This is a genomic window from Denitrificimonas halotolerans, from assembly GCF_034259425.1.
GTDB lineage: Bacteria > Pseudomonadota > Gammaproteobacteria > Pseudomonadales > Pseudomonadaceae > Denitrificimonas > Denitrificimonas halotolerans.
In genome coordinates this window covers 53,196-70,904 of record NZ_JAXIVU010000012.1, presented here as the reverse complement: position 1 = coordinate 70,904, position 17,709 = coordinate 53,196, and the positions used below count along the sequence as shown (strand labels likewise).

Annotated in this window: 16 protein-coding genes; 8 read left to right on the top strand and 8 right to left on the bottom strand. The window is 45.1% G+C overall.

The genetic code is table 11. The features are described from left to right. Window positions 1-231 precede the first annotated feature (231 nt). The 4 genes from TOI97_RS09430 (at window position 232) to TOI97_RS09415 (ending at window position 6,022) form a co-directional block, all read left to right on the top strand. Window positions 232-1,815 carry a peptide chain release factor 3 gene (locus TOI97_RS09430; RefSeq protein ID WP_321553862.1) on the top strand — a complete coding sequence of 528 codons (1,584 nt, stop codon included), beginning with the start codon at window positions 232-234 and terminating at the stop codon, window positions 1,813-1,815. An 88-nt stretch (window positions 1,816-1,903) separates the two neighbouring features. Then, window positions 1,904-2,680 (top strand): TatD family hydrolase, encoded by a 777-nt coding sequence (locus tag TOI97_RS09425; protein WP_321553861.1) that lies wholly within the window; start codon window positions 1,904-1,906, stop codon window positions 2,678-2,680. A gap of 132 nt (window positions 2,681-2,812) precedes the next feature. Then, on the top strand, window positions 2,813-5,194 hold the full coding sequence (locus TOI97_RS09420) for a penicillin acylase family protein (RefSeq protein ID WP_321553882.1): 2,382 nt from the start codon (window positions 2,813-2,815) through the stop codon (window positions 5,192-5,194). Between the two features lie 141 nt (window positions 5,195-5,335). Further along, window positions 5,336-6,022 carry a lipopolysaccharide kinase InaA family protein gene (locus TOI97_RS09415; protein WP_321553860.1) on the top strand — a complete coding sequence of 229 codons (687 nt, stop codon included), beginning with the start codon at window positions 5,336-5,338 and terminating at the stop codon, window positions 6,020-6,022. Between the two features lie 72 nt (window positions 6,023-6,094). Here TOI97_RS09415 and TOI97_RS09410 read toward each other — a convergent pair whose 3' ends face one another. The 5 genes from TOI97_RS09410 to TOI97_RS09390 all read right to left on the bottom strand — a co-directional run bounded on the left by TOI97_RS09410 (window position 6,095) and on the right by TOI97_RS09390 (window position 11,369). Beyond that, window positions 6,095-6,943, bottom strand: coding sequence for an ABC transporter permease subunit (locus tag TOI97_RS09410; RefSeq protein ID WP_407651342.1), 849 nt, complete (start codon window positions 6,941-6,943; stop codon window positions 6,095-6,097). Next, the gene (locus tag TOI97_RS09405; RefSeq protein ID WP_321553881.1) at window positions 6,940-7,821 is read right to left on the bottom strand and encodes an ABC transporter permease subunit; all 882 of its coding nucleotides are present in this window, start codon (window positions 7,819-7,821) and stop codon (window positions 6,940-6,942) included. Before TOI97_RS09405 ends, TOI97_RS09410 begins: the two co-directional genes overlap by 4 nt. Before the next feature lie 26 nt (window positions 7,822-7,847). Next, window positions 7,848-9,002, bottom strand: a complete 1,155-nt coding sequence (gene potA / locus TOI97_RS09400; RefSeq protein ID WP_321553859.1) for a polyamine ABC transporter ATP-binding protein — start codon at window positions 9,000-9,002, stop codon at window positions 7,848-7,850. Window positions 9,003-9,064: 62 nt separating this feature from the next. Then, window positions 9,065-10,108: a polyamine ABC transporter substrate-binding protein gene (locus TOI97_RS09395; RefSeq protein WP_321553880.1), complete on the bottom strand. Its 1,044-nt coding sequence runs from the start codon at window positions 10,106-10,108 to the stop codon at window positions 9,065-9,067. A gap of 163 nt (window positions 10,109-10,271) precedes the next feature. Next, window positions 10,272-11,369 carry a polyamine ABC transporter substrate-binding protein gene (locus tag TOI97_RS09390; RefSeq protein ID WP_407651341.1) on the bottom strand — a complete coding sequence of 366 codons (1,098 nt, stop codon included), beginning with the start codon at window positions 11,367-11,369 and terminating at the stop codon, window positions 10,272-10,274. A gap of 558 nt (window positions 11,370-11,927) precedes the next feature. Between TOI97_RS09390 and TOI97_RS09385 the strand changes: the two genes are divergently transcribed. Further along, complete coding sequence (locus TOI97_RS09385; RefSeq protein WP_321553858.1) at window positions 11,928-12,395, top strand: c-type cytochrome; 468 nt, start codon at window positions 11,928-11,930, stop codon at window positions 12,393-12,395. 67 nt (window positions 12,396-12,462) lie between these two features. Here TOI97_RS09385 and TOI97_RS09380 read toward each other — a convergent pair whose 3' ends face one another. The 3 genes from TOI97_RS09380 to TOI97_RS09370 all read right to left on the bottom strand — a co-directional run bounded on the left by TOI97_RS09380 (window position 12,463) and on the right by TOI97_RS09370 (window position 15,603). Continuing rightward, window positions 12,463-13,152, bottom strand: a complete 690-nt coding sequence (locus tag TOI97_RS09380; protein ID WP_321553857.1) for a cytochrome b/b6 domain-containing protein — start codon at window positions 13,150-13,152, stop codon at window positions 12,463-12,465. Window positions 13,153-13,272: 120 nt separating this feature from the next. Next, window positions 13,273-14,337 carry an RNA-guided endonuclease InsQ/TnpB family protein gene (locus TOI97_RS09375; protein ID WP_321553856.1) on the bottom strand — a complete coding sequence of 355 codons (1,065 nt, stop codon included), beginning with the start codon at window positions 14,335-14,337 and terminating at the stop codon, window positions 13,273-13,275. Between the two features lie 231 nt (window positions 14,338-14,568). Then, window positions 14,569-15,603, bottom strand: a complete 1,035-nt coding sequence (locus TOI97_RS09370) for a type IV pilus twitching motility protein PilT (RefSeq protein WP_321553855.1) — start codon at window positions 15,601-15,603, stop codon at window positions 14,569-14,571. Window positions 15,604-15,889: 286 nt separating this feature from the next. Between TOI97_RS09370 and proC the strand changes: the two genes are divergently transcribed. From proC to TOI97_RS09355, 3 genes are read left to right on the top strand one after another with little or no spacing between them, the layout of a single operon-like run. Continuing rightward, complete coding sequence (gene proC / locus TOI97_RS09365; RefSeq protein WP_321553854.1) at window positions 15,890-16,708, top strand: pyrroline-5-carboxylate reductase; 819 nt, start codon at window positions 15,890-15,892, stop codon at window positions 16,706-16,708. A gap of 9 nt (window positions 16,709-16,717) precedes the next feature. Next, window positions 16,718-17,323 carry a YggT family protein gene (locus tag TOI97_RS09360; RefSeq protein ID WP_321553853.1) on the top strand — a complete coding sequence of 202 codons (606 nt, stop codon included), beginning with the start codon at window positions 16,718-16,720 and terminating at the stop codon, window positions 17,321-17,323. After that, window positions 17,320-17,619, top strand: coding sequence for a DUF167 family protein (locus tag TOI97_RS09355; protein ID WP_321553852.1), 300 nt, complete (start codon window positions 17,320-17,322; stop codon window positions 17,617-17,619). The genes TOI97_RS09360 and TOI97_RS09355 overlap by 4 nt, the downstream gene beginning before the upstream one ends. Window positions 17,620-17,709: the final 90 nt, after the last annotated feature.

The window sequence follows — 17,709 nt, the reverse complement described above, 5'->3', positions numbered from 1 at the left end:
GCCACCTCTCTCGGCCATGCTGACTTCAAACCAGTGCTGTTCACACCAAGGAAATCGCACTCAATTCCATCTCCATACTAGGCAAAATGCGCTGTATTCTAGCCTAAACGGCATGTAACGCTGTGCTTTTCTCATTGCCGACAAGTAAATCCACCGCTATTTCCATCTCGACGACTAACTCCGCTATAATTACCGGCTATCTTGAACTTATTTATTTGAGGCGCTACCAGCATGAGCAAACAGGCTGCCGAAGTCGCGAAACGTCGTACGTTCGCTATTATTGCCCACCCGGACGCCGGTAAAACCACCATTACCGAACGCTTACTGCTGATGGGACAGGCCATTTCCGTGGCGGGTACAGTTAAATCGCGTAAATCTGACCGCCACGCCACCTCAGACTGGATGGCGATGGAGCAGCAACGGGGGATTTCCATTACCACTTCAGTGATGCAGTTTCCTTACCGAAAACACATGGTCAACCTGCTCGACACTCCAGGTCACGAAGACTTCTCAGAAGATACCTATCGCACGCTCACTGCAGTCGATAGTGCTTTAATGATGATCGACGGTGGTAAAGGGGTTGAGCCACGTACCATTGCTTTAATGAATGTCTGTCGTATGCGTGACACGCCAATCATCAGCTTTATCAATAAATTAGATCGCGATATTCGTGACCCCATTGAGCTGCTCGATGAAATTGAAGCAGTACTCGGTTTGAAAGCCGCCCCCATCACTTGGCCGATTGGCTGCTACCGTGAGTTTAAAGGTGTGTATCACCTCACTGAAGATGTGATCTATGTTTACTCAGCCGGTCACGGCCATGAACGTACCGATGCCAAAATCATTCAAGGTTTAGATACTGATGAGGCACGTGCGCACCTGGGTGATCTATATGAGCAATTCGTAGAAGACTTAGAGTTGGTTCAAGGTGCTTGCCATGAGTTTGATCACGATGAGTTTTTAAAAGGCAAAATGACCCCTGTATTTTTCGGTACTGCTCTAGGCAACTTTGGAGTTGACCATGTACTCGATGCCTTTGTCGACTGGGCGCCCGCCCCCCAGCCTCGTGATGCACTGGAACGCAAAGTAGAACCAAAAGAAGAGAAGTTCAGTGGTTTCGTATTTAAAATCCAAGCTAACATGGACCCACGTCACCGTGACCGCATTGCCTTCATGCGTATTTGCTCAGGTAAATATGAACAGGGAATGAAAATGCGTCATGCGCGAATCAATAAAGACATCCGTGTAGCCGATGCTTTAACCTTCTTTTCAAGCGACCGTGAGCGCTTAGAAGAAGCCTACGCCGGCGATATCATTGGTTTGCATAACCACGGTACCATTCAAATTGGTGACACCTTTACTGAAGGCGAGGAGCTGTCCTTTACTGGCGTCCCACACTTTGCTCCAGAACTGTTTCGTCGCGTGCGCTTATCTGACCCTTTACGTGCAAAGCAATTGCGCCAAGGTCTACAAGAGCTCGCTGAAGAAGGAGCCACTCAAGTCTTCTTCCCACAACGCAATAACGACATTATTCTTGGAGCCATTGGTGTACTACAGTTTGATGTAGTAGCAAGCCGCTTGAAAGAAGAATACAAAGTGGAGTGCATCTACGAAAACATTAACGTTTGGTCAGCACGTTGGATTGAATGTGATGACAGCAAAAAACTCGAAGAATTTAAAAACAAGGCTTATGACAACCTGTCCATTGACGGTGGTGGCCACCTCACCTATTTGGCTCCTACCCGCGTCAACCTCAGCATCATGGAAGAGCGCTGGCCTGACATTAAGTTCTTAGCTGCTAGAGAGTCCCACTAAACTAAATAGGCTAGACTAAAGCGTCAATAACACGCACTCTAAAAGCGAAGGTTCTACCTTCGCTTTTTTGTTGGAGTTCAAAAATTTAATGATTGATAGCCACTGCCATCTCGACTTTCCTGTATTTGATCATGACCGTGATGCCGTCATAGCACGCAGCCAAGCTCTTGGTGTACGCAAAATGATCATTGCAGGCATCTCGCGTCAATATTGGTCTCGCCTTTGGAATACAGTCGAAAGCAACGATAGTCTCTATGCTGCCCTTGGTTTGCACCCCTACTTTCTAATCGAACATCAATCTCAAGATTTACAAGAACTCAGAAAATATTTAACACAGTATAAAGACCACCCTAAACTCTGTGCCATTGGAGAGATAGGCCTAGATTTCTTTTTAAAAAATCTCGATCGCACCCAACAAGTTTATCTTTTCGAACAACAACTACAGTTCGCAACTGAATTTAATTTACCTGTGATTATCCATTCTAGGCGCGCTAACGCTCAAATCACAGCAAGCTTAAAGCAAGCTCAATTACCCCGCGCTGGTATTATCCATGCCTTTTCTGGCAGCTACGAAGAAGCTATGGAGTATATCAAGCTAGGTTTTTTATTAGGCTTTGGTGGAGCTGCAACTTGGCCACGAGCAACACGCTTACAAAACGTACTCAAACGTTTACCTTTAGAGCATATCGTTTTAGAAACCGATAGCCCCGATATGCCTCCATACTGGCTGCTCGGCTCACGTAACAGTCCAGAACACCTACCCAGAATCTGCCAACACTTAGCCGATATAATCGGCATCTCAAGTTCAGCTCTTGCCAACCAAACAACAAACAACCTACAACAATTATTTGGCTGGAAAAATTAAAGCACATGTTTGAAAAGGTTTGACAATCACTCGCAAGCACTTTTAGCTATGCAACTTAACTCGGCCAACAACCCATTATTTTTACTTTTGGCCAACTCAATACTCTTACGCTTAACTATGGGCTCAATCACCATGAATCGCTTGATCAGTTTTAGTCTTGCCCTGCTCGGTTTCCTAGCTTTAGCCGGCACTTGGTATATTGAGAGCAAACAGCCTCAACGCTCAGGCACACTACATTTGTCCGCACTGGATGCAGCAGTAAATGTACATTTCGATGAGCGTGGGGTTCCCCATATTCAAGCACAAAGTGAATTAGATGCGTATCGCGCCTTCGGTTATGTGCATGCCCAAGATCGCCTTTTTCAGATGGAGATTATGCGCCGTTTAGCGCGCGGCGAGCTGTCAGAAATTTTGGGCCAAAAAACTGTTAAGTTCGATCGATTATTCCGCACTCTACGCCTCTATCAACATGCTCAACAGTATACGCAAACACTCGACCTAGAGAGCGCACCTGTACAAGCACTGCAAGCTTACTTAGATGGCGTCAATCAGTTTCAGGAACAAGGCCCAGCACCGCTGGAGTTTGATTTACTCAATATCACTCCACGACCTTACACCATCGAGGATACCATCAGTATTGCTGGTTATTTGGCCTATAGCTTTGCTGCCGCATTTCGCACTGAACCCACCTTAAGTTTTATTCGTCAAGAACTCGGTGAAGACTATTTAAAAATATTTAATTTAGATACACCTAGCCAAGGTGCCTTACCACAATTAGCCCTTAACAGTCACGACTGGACACAACTAAAAACCATCGCACAAGTCAGTCAAGAAGCGCTCTTTAACGCAGGCTTACCCCAGTTTGAAGGCAGTAATGCATGGGTGATGGATGGCTCAAAAACCACCAGTGGGAAACCTCTTTTAGCCGGTGATCCACACATTGGCTTTTCAGTCCCCGCAGTGTGGTATGAAGCGCACTTGCAAGCACCTAACTTTGAGCTGTATGGCCACTTTCAAGCTCTCAACCCCTTTGCACTACTGGGGCATAACCATGAGTTTGGCTGGTCTGTAACTATGTTTCAAAATGATGATCTAGATTTAATTGCTTTAAAAATAAATCCAGATAATCCACAGCAAATCTGGCACAACAATGCTTGGCAAGACCTCGACATACAAACGCAATGGATTGTGATTAAAGATCAAGAACCCGAAAAGCTGATTCTTAAGCGCTCAGCCTATGGTCCGATCATTAACGAAATCATCAATATGCAAGCACCAACGACACCTATTGCTATGTGGTGGGCCTTTCTCGAAACAGAAAACCCCGTGTTAGAGGCTTTCTACGAACTCAACCGAGCAAACACTCTAAAAAAAGCACGTAAAGCAGCCAGTAAAATACATGCTCCAGGTTTAAATATTCTCTGGGCCAATGCCGACGGAGATATTGCTTGGTGGGCCGCAGCAAAAATACCAATCCGACATCATTCAGCACAGCCAGCTTTTATTTTAGATAGCCAGTCCGCCGCCAGTCAAAAACGTGGATTTTATCCATTCAGTGATAACCCTCACGAGGAAAACCCTGCCCGCGGATACATTGTGTCAGCTAACTTTTTACCTGCATCACCCAAAAAAATACCTTTGCCAGGCTACTATAACCCCATAGATCGTGGTGCACAGTTAGCGAAACAACTGGGTCAACCAGGCATTTACTGGAACAGTCTCAATACGCAAACTGTCCAACTGGGCGAGCGCACCGATTATGGTCAGCGAGTCATAAGCCCTTTATTAAACGACTTAATCGCTGCAGCAGCTACAGCAGAAGAACAAACTCTTGTTCAGCAGTTAGGACAGTGGCAAGGCGACTACCCTGTAGACAGCTATCTACCGAGTTTATTTACAGAATTTAGCTACCAACTGCTCAAAGCAGCAATGCTCGACGAGCTGGGCGAAAACTTTTTCCAAAACCTTCTGCGTACACGGGTGATTGACAGCGCGCTCCCCTTATTAGCTGCTAGCGCTGACACGCCATGGTGGAATAACCATATCAGCGGCACACAGCAAACACGCCAACAAGTGGTCACTCAAGCTTGGCAAGCGGCATTATCACACTTGCGCTCAACCTTAGGAGAAGATCCTTCACAATGGCACTGGGGAAACGCACACACCCTGACCCATACACACCCACTTGGTCAGCAAAAACCTCTAGACAGCTTGTTGAATGTCGGTCCTTTTGCTGCACCTGGTGGTCACGAAACACCTAACAACTTATCCAGCGGCTATAGCAGCGCACCTTGGGCCGTTGAGTACGGCCCATCCACGCGCCGTATTATTGATTTTGCTACGCCTGAACACGCACTCGGCATCAATCCATTAGGGCAAAGCGGTGTACGTTTCGATCGGCATTATGCCGATCAAGCCAAAGCCTATATGCAAGGCCAATACTTTCAGCAACATTTAGCTGAAGAAGATATTAAGCAACACACTCAAAGTACCTTAATTTTAAACCCTCAATAACTTATCGGTCAGTCATACCCTGTGCCTTACAAGCCTTGCATATATCAAAAAAAATAGAACATGCAGACCTAGTAAAATAACATTTAAAAGTATCTTAAAATTGAATAAGCTAAGACGTATTGCTGTAGGAGCATCTATTTAGTGATTAAGAATCAAACCTTTAATCAATGGTGGCAACGTACTGGCGAGTGGGTCGAAGAGCCTAATCAGCGCCGCGGTGGTGAAAGCGGAGTCCAACTCTTACTCCCTGAAACTGCTGAACAACCATTGCTTTACAGTAAGCGCCAAGTCAACCATATGTTTTCTTCACTGCGCTACCCGTGCGGTCATCCGACTGCGCTACGCGAAAAAAATGCTATACAAGCTTTGCAGCGTCTAGATGTTAATACACCCAAATTAATCTACTACGGCGCAGAAAAAAAAGGTAAAGACTGGTACGCCTTGATCATCACAGAAGAACTCAAGGATTTTATCAGTTTAGAAGCATGGTATGCACAACAGGACTCGCAGCCCGTACCAGACTCAGTGATAAGCGCAGTATTAAAAGAAGTCGCGCGAAGCTTTTATAAAATGCATTTAGGTGGCTGGCAACATGGCTGCTGCTATGCAAAACATGTATTTGTTAAAGTGCAGCCAGAACAAGTACCGGAAGTTGCCTTTATTGATCTCGAAAAGGCCCGTCATCGCCTATTTGCTTACCGTGCAGCGCTACATGATATCAAACAATTGGGACGGCACCGTCCCGGAATGCCTGATGAGCACTGGCAGCTTTTTTTAGAATATTATTGCGAACTACAACCGAAGTTACGCAAAAATTTAATGCCTTAAACAAATATAGAACTAAAAAACGGTGCAACTATCGAAGTAGACTGCACCGTTTCCACTACAGACGAAACTAACTTAAACCTGACTGGCACGCTCCATCTCTTTAATCTCAGCCATCGCTTTTTTACGCTTTTCTTCTGCTCGACGGGTAAAGAACCACAACAAGAAAGTCGCCATAGAAATAAACAACAGAATCAAACTCGCAACCGCATTGATTTCTGGCTTAACCCCCATGCGCACAGCCGAGAAGATCTCCATAGGTAAAGTGGTCGAGCCTGGTCCCGAAACAAAACTAGCCAAGACCAAGTCATCCAATGACAAAGCAAAAGACATCATTGCACCTGCCGCTAAAGATGGAGCAATCATTGGCACAGTAATTTGGAAAAAAACCTTCCAAGGCTTAGCCCCCAAGTCCATTGCTGCCTCTTCCATAGAGCGGTCAATTTCCCTTAAGCGTGAAGACACTACCACTGCCACATAAGCCGTACAGAAAGTGGTATGTGCAATCCAAATGGTGACCACCCCTCGCTCCATGGGCCAGCCAATCAGCTGCGCCATCGCTACAAAGAGCAAGAGCAAAGACAGACCTGTAATCACTTCTGGCATTACCAAAGGTGCCGTGACCATACCACCAAATAATGTGCGCCCTCGGAAACGCCCAATGCGGGTCAAAACCAATGCAGCCAAGGTACCTAAGGCTGTTGCAGCAATCGCAGTATAGGTTGCAATCTCTAAAGAGCGTAATACTGCATTCATCAGCTGGGTATTATCCAGCAAACCTGCATACCATTTAGTTGACCACCCCCCCCAAACGGTCACCAAACGTGAAGCGTTAAATGAGTAGATCACCAAAATCAGCATGGGCAAATAAATAAACACCAAGCCTGTAATCAGCATAAAGCGCGAAAATTTGAAATTCTTCATGCTTTGCCCTCCATTTCCTTGGCTTGGTTACGATTAAATAAAATGATCGGGATGATTAAAATCAAGAGCATAATCACAGCCAAAGATGCTGCTACTGGCCAATCGCGATTATTAAAAAACTCTTGCCAAAGCACCTTACCAATCATGAGTGTTTCAGGGCCACCCAACAGCTCTGGGATTACAAACTCACCCACCACAGGAATAAAGACCAGCATACAACCTGCAATAATGCCACTTTTGGATAGTGGTACTGTGATTTTCCAGAAGGCACTGTATCCCTTAGCTCCTAGATCCGATGCCGCCTCTAATAGCGAAACATCATGCTTCACCAAATTAGCGTACAAAGGCAGCACCATAAAAGGCAGGTAGGCATACACAATACCGATATACACCGCTATATTAGTGTTCAAAATCTGTAGCGGCTCATTAATCACCCCCAGCCATAACAAGGCGTTATTAAGTAATCCATTATTACTTAGAATCCCCATCCACGCGTACACTCGAATCAGTAAAGCGGTCCAGGTGGGCATCATAATCAGCAACAACCAAACCGGCTGCATCTGCTTACTAGAACGTGCAATGGCATATGCCATTGGGTAACCGACGAGCAAACACAGCACAGTACTGACTAAGGCTATTTTTAACGACCCTAAATATGCTGCAAGATAGAGCTGATCTTCACTGAGCAAGACATAGTTACCAAAGTTCAGCAATATCGTCAGCTGATCATCAGCCCATTCAGTCAAACTGGTATAAGGTGGAATAGCAATATCAGCTTCTGAGAAACTGATTTTAATAATAATGGCAAAGGGCAGTAGGAAGAATAACAACATCCAAAAAAACGGTACGCCAATCACTGCATGGCGACCTTTGGGCAGCATCCCCAACAATTTATTGCGTATGGTCATGATTGAAATACCACACCACTATCATCAACCCAATGCACATAAACTTCATCATCCCAAGTTGGACGCTTAACGTTACGCTCTGAGTTAGCAATAAAAGCTTGAACGATAATGCCTGAAGCTAATTCGACGTAATACACCGAATGTCCGCCTAAGTAAGCAATATCATGCACAATGCCTTTAGCCCAGTTATAGTCCTCATGCTCCAAGTCTTCTGGCTTAGTGCTACTGAGCAATAACTTTTCAGGGCGCAAAGCAAAAGTGACCCGTTTATTCTCTGCCAAACTAGTAATACCATGACCAATATAAATCGGGCGTTCGAGCTGAGGGCAAATCACAACAGCATGATCCGAGTCATCTGCAAAAATCTCTCCATCAAAGAGGTTAACATTACCGATGAATTCGCACACCAAACGACTGGCTGGGGTTTCATAAATATCCATAGGACTCCCTACTTGGGCAATCCAACCTTGGTGCATAATGGCAATACGCTCCGCCATCGTCATAGCTTCTTCTTGGTCGTGCGTAACCATGACACAGGTCACACCCACACGCTCAATAATCTCCACCAATTCTAATTGCATTTGTGAGCGCAGCTTTTTATCTAAAGCCCCCATCGGCTCATCTAGCAACAAAAGCTTTGGACGTTTAGCTAAAGAGCGAGCCAAGGCTACACGCTGACGCTGCCCACCTGACAACTGATGTGGCTTACGCTTCGCATACTGGGCCATATGCACCAGCTTCAGCATCTCATTAACGCGCTCGGTAATTTCTTCTTTCCCCAAACGGTCCTGCTTTAAACCAAAGGCTATATTTTGCTCTACTGTCATATGCGGAAATAGTGCATAGGACTGAAACATCATATTAATAGGACGTTCATAGGGCGGCATATCTGTGATATCCACACCATCTAAGATGATGCGCCCTTCAGTCGGCGTCTCAAACCCTGCCAACATGCGCAGCAATGTCGACTTCCCGGAACCTGACCCACCCAATAGAGCAAAAATCTCACCTTTATTAATGTTCAGCGAGACTTCATCAACAGCTAAGGTATCGTCAAAGTACTTGGTGACGCGCTCAATTTTCACTAACACGTCTTTAGGCTTTTGCAAGTTAGCCAAAGCTTTCTTGTACGCGCCTGAAGGTATTGCCATAGGATTCTCCCAATGCAAAAAGCCCAGCCAAAAAGGCTGAGCTTTGCTAATTTAACAAATGATTACTTTCCAGACTTAAAGCGCGTCCAACTACGGGTTTTTATGCGCTGCACTTTGCTCGGCAAAGGTTGAGAAACAAACAACTTATCCAACACAGCCTGTTCTGGATAGACTGCAGGATTATTACGCACATTTTCGTCCATTAACTCAAACGCGTAACGGTTAGGATTAGCATACCCTACATAGTCACTGACCTGTGCAATCACTGCTGGATCTAATAAATAATTGATAAAGGCATGTGCTTCTTCGACATTTTGTGCATCAGCCGGAATCGCCAGCATGTCGAACCAGAGATTACCACCTTCTTTCGGAATACTATAGGCTACACGCACGCCCTGACCAGCTTCTTCAGCACGATCAGCTGCCTGTAACACATCACCAGAAAAACCAGCGGCCACACAGATATTACCGTTGGCTAAGTCTCCAACATATTTTGATGAGTGGAAATAAGTGACATAAGGTCGAACTTCAGCCAATTTAGCTTCCGCTTGTTTATAGTCATCAGCATTATGGCTATTTGGATCTAAACCCAAGTAATTCAGCATTGCCGGCAACATTTCATCAGCAGAGTCTAAAAAAGCCACACCACAAGTGCTGAGCTTTTTCATGTTTTCTGCTTCAAAAAGTACTGCCCAAGAGTCAATACGCTCCACACCTAATACTTCTTTGACTTTATCCACGTTATAACCAATACCGTTAGTGCCCCATAAATATGGCACTGCGTACTGGTTACCTGGATCATTGGTTGCCACTTGAGCAAGCAGTTGAGGATCTAAATTATCCCAATTTGGTAGCAGGCTTTTATCCAACTTACCGAAAGCTCCAGCCTGTACTTGGCGAGCCAAAAAGTGATCCGATGGCACCACCACATCGTAACCACTACGTCCCGCTAACAACTTACCTTCCAAGGCCTCGTTTGAATCAAATACATCGTAAACCACTTGAGTTTGTGTTTGTGCTGTAAAATCTTCTAACACTGATTTACTGATGTAATCAGACCAGTTATAAACATGTACTTTACTTTCTGCAAATGCTGTACTGCTCATGAGCACATTGGCCGTCAACGCCAACACAACACCTCGTATCAATTTAGACAATAGTCCATCCTCCAAGATAAAAATGGGCTACTTGCGCAGCCCAGAAATATGCTTATTTTCTTGCCGCCTTGTCACGCAACACTAAAGCTGATAACGCAGCGGATCAACACATTTATTTACCAGACTTGATTTTCGTCCAGCTCCGGGTGATTAAGCGCTGAGTCTTGGATGGTAAGTCAGGAAAAGTAAATAACTTGCCCATTACTTCGCTCGATGGATAAATACCCGGATCAGTACGTATTGCCTCATCAACTAAAGGGGTAGCTTGCTCATTACCATTCGGGAATTGCAGGTAGTTGGTTAGGTCTGCCATGACCTGCGGCTGCAATAAATAATTAATGAACTCATGCGCTTCAGTGACATTTTTTGCATCAGCGGGAATAGCAACCATGTCAAAAAATGTGCCGGCACCTTCTTTTGGTATTTGATAAGCAATTTTCACATTTCCTTTCCCCTCCTCAGCACGGGCCTTACTTTGGTATAAGTCACCGGAGTACCCAACAGCCATACAAATATTTCCGCTAGCCAAATCGGAAATATACTTAGATGAGTGGAAGTAAGTAACGTAAGGACGAATCTGCAACAACAATGCTTCAGCCTGTTTAATGTCTTCTGGCTTCTCGCTATCCGTTGGCAAACCTAAGTAATGCATAGCGGTTGGGATAATCTCAGATGGTGAGTCTAAGATTGCCACGCCACACTCATGTAGTTTGCTGATATTTTCCGGCTTGAAAATAATATCCCAAGAATCAATCGGCTCATCACCTAAAACCGCCTTAACCTTGTCGACATTATAACCCAGCCCTATAGACCCCCACATATAAGGCATAGAGTACTGATTACCCGGATCACTCACCTCAAGTGTATTGAGTAAGTCTTGGTTAAGATTACTCCATTGCGGCAGCTGCGCTTTATCAAGTTTTTGATAAACACCTGCTTTAATTTGTTTAGCTAAAAACGGGTTAGACGGTACCACGATGTCGTAACCGGAACCACCAGAAAGCAGCTTAGCTTCAAGCACTTCATTGCTGTCATACACATCAAATATAACTCTAATACCACTTTGTTTTTCAAAGTTACTGATAGTATTTGGAGCAACATAGTCAGACCAATGATAAACATTCAGTAGACGCTCTTTCTCAGCTTGCACTGGTACAACAACAGCCATGCCTACAGCGGCGGCCAATAACATTTGCTTCGTTTTTTTCACGCGCACAGCTCCTTTTATTCAATAGTGTGCTTTAAGGTTAAATGCGCGTCACCGCCGCGCGCGCGAAGTGTTGCAAGGTCTGCTCTTCAACTCAAGTGCTAACCATCATTTTTTAAAGTATTGTGTGGCTATTTGTTACATAGCTCACCACCTTTGCACTAGCATAGGGCTAAGCTAGCATACTTAGCCCACCTAGCCACTTTATATTGCTGTAAGCATCAATCAGTCACGGCTTCACAACTTAACAGAATCACTTACAACATCAATTTATACACTGTAAAGGCTACGCTAGTTTTCATGCGGCGAAATTTCCAGTCCTATTACCAAGCTAAGAAATAATCTATTATTTTTTTAATAGTTTTTACGTTATTATTTAATCTAATCGCAGGCTCAGTTGTGCGTAACATTGAAAAAACATATCACCCGATATATTCATAGCTATGCTATTTAAGTAAAGACTCACACCTGCTTCTAAATAATGTAAAGTTCATTACCTCAGCTTACTGTGCATATTAAACAACAGATAGCGAAAACTGTGCTATTAAAGGAGAAAGACCTATGAAAAAACTGATGATTGGTAGCTTAGCAGCACTATTTTTAACCGCGAGCTTCACTGCTAGCGCACAAATTGACCCAGAAGATCAAATCAAATTTCGTAAAGCAGGCTACAGCTTTATGAGTTGGAATATGAGCAAAATCAAGGCTATGGCCATTGATGAAAGTGTTGCGTGGGATCCAGCCCAAGTTCAAGCAGCAGCCAACAGTATTGCAGCTACAGCCAACTCAGGTATGGGTGCTTTATTCGGTCCGGGTACTGAAAAAAGCATTGGCGACACCAAAACACGCGTAAAACCTGAAATGTTCACCGATGGTGAAGGCGTAGTTAAAGTAGGCATGGCATTTAACAAAGCGGCTAACGAATTAGCAGAAGCCGCAGCAACCGGTGATAAGGCGCTTGTTGCTAAAGCCTTCGCTGCAGCAGGCGACAGCTGTAAAGGCTGTCATGACAAATACCGCATGGACTAAATTTAAGTATTTAGCCTTATCGATGACTCAAAAAAGGTTGCCCAATTGGGCAACCTTTTTTATTAAACTACCACGCAGGGGTTACAGCTGGTGCAGGTGGTGGTTTAGGCTGCCAATCTCCCGCAGCTAAATACACTCCGCCCACAGCAATCAATAAAGCAAAAACAAAAGCTAAACCGTGTCCACCACGAGCAGGTTTCTGTTCAGGATATTCTTGTTTTGTTGTGCCAGTCAGCATCGGTTTTACAAGGTTATGCTGTTTCACTGCTGCATGAATAATAATTGCCAAAACATGTAGCATAATTAAAACAATAATGATCCACATACCCAACTTATGCAGCCGAGTTAAGTCATTACTCAAACTACTGCTAACCAAGCGATAAAGTGGCCCAGTAAAAGCAATATCATCATTAGTGAATAAACCACTCACAGCTTGCCAAGTGAGCATCGCAAGCATGACAAAAACAGACAACACACCCAATGGGTTATGCCCTGCTCCACGCCACTCTCCACGTAAGTATTGTGGCAATGCAAGCAATGAACACAACAAAGTGGATAAACGGGCATAAGTAGAACCCAGCACAAACCAAGCCATTCGAAAACTCAATAAACCAATAATCATTAAGCCTGCCCGCTCATGCCACCCCATCCAACTACCACCAAGCCAACCGGTATAGAGTGCGGTCACTACACTCAATACCAACAACCAGTGAAACAGTCTCAAGGGGCCATCCCATACACGTATTTGTTTTGCCATCTGCCCAACCTCCTCATCGATGAAAGTAGCGACTGGCTAGGCTAAGGCTCATCTACTAAAATCAGTCGAACCTTTAAGCGCCTTAATCAGCTACTCAATTTTGTTGACATCCTCCCCGACCTAAAGGACGGGGATTCCTACTGCTAGACGGCCATGCCCGGCCGCGAGAATGTTACGTGCCGCGTTGATATCACGATCGTGGGTGACACCACACCCACTGCACGTCCATTCTCTTATTCCAAGTCCTGCGATACCTTTCGGCCTCGATCCGGGCAAACTGCCACAACTCGAACAGGTTTGGGTGGTGTATGCCTCGTCAACTTCCTTAAAAACAATGCCTGCGTGAGCGCATTTATAGTCCAGCATTGTTTTTAATTGACCCCAGCCAGCGTCCAGTACTGACTTGGCCATCGTGGTTTTAACGAGTTTTAAACTACTGACATTACCCACGTAAATTTCACCGCAGCGATTGACCAGCGTGCGGCTGAACTTGTGCAGGGCATCTTTTCTACGGTTAGCGATTTTCGCATGAATGGTTTTGACTTGGGTTTTATTTCTAGCCCGTTGTGCTATGGCTAATTTTTCCTCAAGACCGCGATAGAAGCGGCCCGCTTCTAGCTTGGTGCCATCCGAGCAGGTGGCTGTATCAGTTAAGCCAAGGTCAATACCGATGCGATCTTGGCCGGCGGGTATCTCAGCCTGCACATCCACCACTACATTGAAGTTCCAGCGGCCACGGGCATCTTCGTTGAAGCTACCAGAGCGGAATTTATATTGGCTCAGGCCGTAACTGTCCCACACCTTGAAGTAGTGGCCATTATGGTAGACCTGCCCGTTTTTCCATTGAGCTGCACCTGTATTGACGGGTATCCAGCCCAGTGAGCGGCGTACACCGCCTGATTTGCGCCAGTTCAGCCGCACTTTCTTAAACTGCTTGCGGCGTGCGACATACTCACCTGCAATGCACTGTAAGGTTTGGCTGTGCAGGCCAAGCTCTTTACCTGCACCCTTAGTGTAGGGATGCATATCAAAAGCAGACAAAAACACACCACGCTCTTTGATCGAGCGTTGACTTAATTCATTAACAAAGTTCCAAACGAAATTGACGCTACGAGCCATGCGGTTTAGCAAGGGCACATGCCTGTCTCGTACTCGAACTTTTAATGTTTTGGTGTGTTTTATCATACTGTATACAATACCAGCACCAACCTATACTGCAAAGACTTTAGCAGCCCTTGCTATCCATCCTCGCACTAAAAGTACGAAGTCTTACGCGATTTTGATAATAAATAACATACCCATATAGAGTTCATTTTACAGAAAGCCCGCGTATTATTTGAAACAACATTGCAATCTCTCAATAGAGTTAGAGTTGCGGCGCAGCCATACTGTCACACGTTCCAACCAGACTATTCTTTAAAAATTGTCTTTGACCTTAGCCTGCTCCTGTGCCTGCTCTCGACTGATCAAACCTTGAGCCCACAGCCTCTGCAAACAGCTGTCTAAGGTTTGCATCCCCAAAGCTCCGCCAGTTTGCAAAACTGAATACATTTGCGCGACTTTATCTTCTCGAATTAAGTTGCGCAGAGCCGGCGTGACCAACATGATTTCATGAGCAGCAATACGTCCACCACCGATTTTTTTTAATAAAACTTGTGCAATAACGGCCTGCAATGATTCCGACAACATCGAGCGCACCATAGACTTTTCTTCAGCGGGAAAGACATCAACAATACGATCAATCGTTTTAGCAGCAGAATTCGTGTGCAAGGTCGCAAAGACCAGATGCCCTGTTTCTGCTGCAGTAAGGGCTAACCGAATCGTTTCTAAGTCGCGTAACTCACCAACCAAAATTACATCAGGATCCTCACGCAATGCAGAGCGTAAAGCCCGACTAAAACTTAATGTATCGCGATGAACTTCACGCTGACTGATCAAGCTTTGCTTTGGCTGATGTACAAACTCAATCGGGTCCTCAATCGTCAAAATATGCTGGTTTGTTGTGTCATTTAAGTAATCAATCATGGCCGCCAATGTCGTAGACTTCCCTGAGCCTGTAGGGCCTGCCACTATGACCAAGCCTCGAGGTAAATCGGCAATCCGACAAAACACTTCACCTAACTGTAAGTCAGCCAAGGTCAGAACTTGCGCAGGAATGGTACGAAAAACAGCTGCGGCACCGCGACTTTGCTGAAAAACATTCACTCGAAAACGTGCAACATCAGATAACTCAAAAGAAAAATCCGTTTCTAGATGCTCAACATAATCCTTGCGCTGTCGCTCATTCATGAACTGCTCAAGCAGACAAGTCATATTATGCGCATTAATTTGCGGCATGCTTAATCGCTGCATATCTCCATCAAGGCGTATCATCGGTGGTAAGCCCGCTGATAAATGTAAATCTGATGCTCCCTGCTCGACACTTAAAGTTAACAGCTCATATATATCCATTAAATTGCCCCCACATATCCTTTATAGTAATAGCGTTAAGCTTCCGCCCTGTACTCCCATATGTATATTATTTACGATAGCAGGCAATGGAAAAACTGCCATAATAGCGGCCATAAGCGATATTTTTACTGCTTTAAGTATGTATTAGGTCAACACGACCACCGACATCTCTTTGCGCAATGGTCTCAGTTACAGGACAATCTATAACTGTGCTGAATAACGGCCTCAAGTATTTTTCAATTTTGCGGTGTTTGTTCCTCAACCCGCCACCCAAGGAGCCTTATACGTGGGCAATACAAAAATTACTTTTATTGGAGCAGGCAACATGGCTGCTAGCTTAATTGGCGGCCTCTGCAAACAAGGTGTTCACGCACACAACATTAACGCCAGCGACCCAGGTGAAGCCCAGTTAGAAAAACTCAAAAGTACCTATGCCATTCATATCTTCACCGACAACCAATTAGCAGTAAAGGGCGCAGACATCATAGTGCTTGCTGTTAAACCACAAATCATGCGCCAAGTGTGCGAGCAACTGGCCGTAGCAGTGACTGACCAGCAATTAGTCATTTCCATTGCCGCCGGCATCACCAGCGACAGTTTAATCCGTTGGCTAGGTGTTCATACCATTATCCGTTGCATGCCCAACACTCCCGCATTAATCCAGCAGGGTGTAAGCGGCCTATACGCAACCAAAGCCGTATCCACACAACAGCGCAAACAAGCAGAACAATTGTTGTCCGCAGTGGGCTTAGCTGTATGGTTAGAAAACGAGCAGTTGATTGATGCAGTTACCGCCGTGTCGGGCAGCGGCCCTGCGTACTTTTTCTTATTGATTGAAGCGATGACCGAAGCTGGTATCAAATTAGGTCTGCCGGCAGACATTGCTGCACAACTAGCACAATACACTGCTCAAGGGGCCTCAAACATGGCTTGCCAAAGCACACTCGACGCTGCGCAATTGCGCCAGCAAGTCACCTCACCCAATGGCACTACGGATGCAGCCATTCGCGCCTTCCAACAAGGTGGATTCAACCAACTCGTTGAAACTGCCTTGCGCAGCGCTGCCTCCCGCTCTCAAGAGCTTGCTCAACAACTTAGCGAATAAGAGGACTGTATGTCGGGACTTACTGAAGCATTTATTTATATTATTCAAACCCTTGGTCAACTTTACTTACTGGTTGCAATGCTGCGCTTCGTACTACAGTTGGTGCGTGCTGACTTTTACAACCCCCTCAGTCAGTTTGCTATCAAAGCAACACAACCCATCCTAGCACCCCTGCGCCGATTTATTCCGAGCGTTATGGGACTTGATCTTGCCGGCTTAGTCTTTGTCGTGTTGGTCCAGTTTATCTTAATGTGCTTAGTACTTTCTGTAGCCGGCTTACCTGCTGGCGAGATGCTGCACTATATTTTAGCTTGGAGTTTAATCGCCGTTGCTGCGTTATTTCTTAAGATTTTCTTTTTCGCCCTAATTATCAGTGTAATTTTGTCTTGGGTCGCACCAGGTAGTCAAAATCCCGGCGCACAATTAGTACATCAAATTTGCGAACCGATGCTAGCACCAATTCGCAATTTATTACCCAATTTGGGTGGCTTAGACCTATCACCGATCTTTGCTTTTATTGCGATTAACTTACTGGAGCGCCTAGTGATTACAAACTTAGCAGTCAATACTGGCTTAGTGGGACCAATACGTGCTTTGGTCAGTCCATTTCTATGACTGTCCATGTACGTTGGGATGCCGATGACTTGATTATATTTTGTCATTTGCAACCAGGTGCAAAACGTAGTGAGTTTGCCGGCTTACACGGAGAACGCATTAAAATACGCCTTAATGCACCACCTGTAGACGGCAAAGCTAACAACCAACTGATTGATTTTTTAAGCGAAGCCTTTGGCGTCCATAAACGTCATGTACAGATCGAAAGTGGAGAGTTATCTCGGCAAAAACGTGTCCGTATAATCGAGCCAAGAAAAATCCCCAAGCAACCTGATTTTGCTCACTTAAAATTTTAATTAACGTTAAGCACTTATCAAAATCGCGTAAGACCTCGTACTTTTAGTGCGGGGATGGATAACGAGGGCTGCGTAAGCAGCCCCTTAACC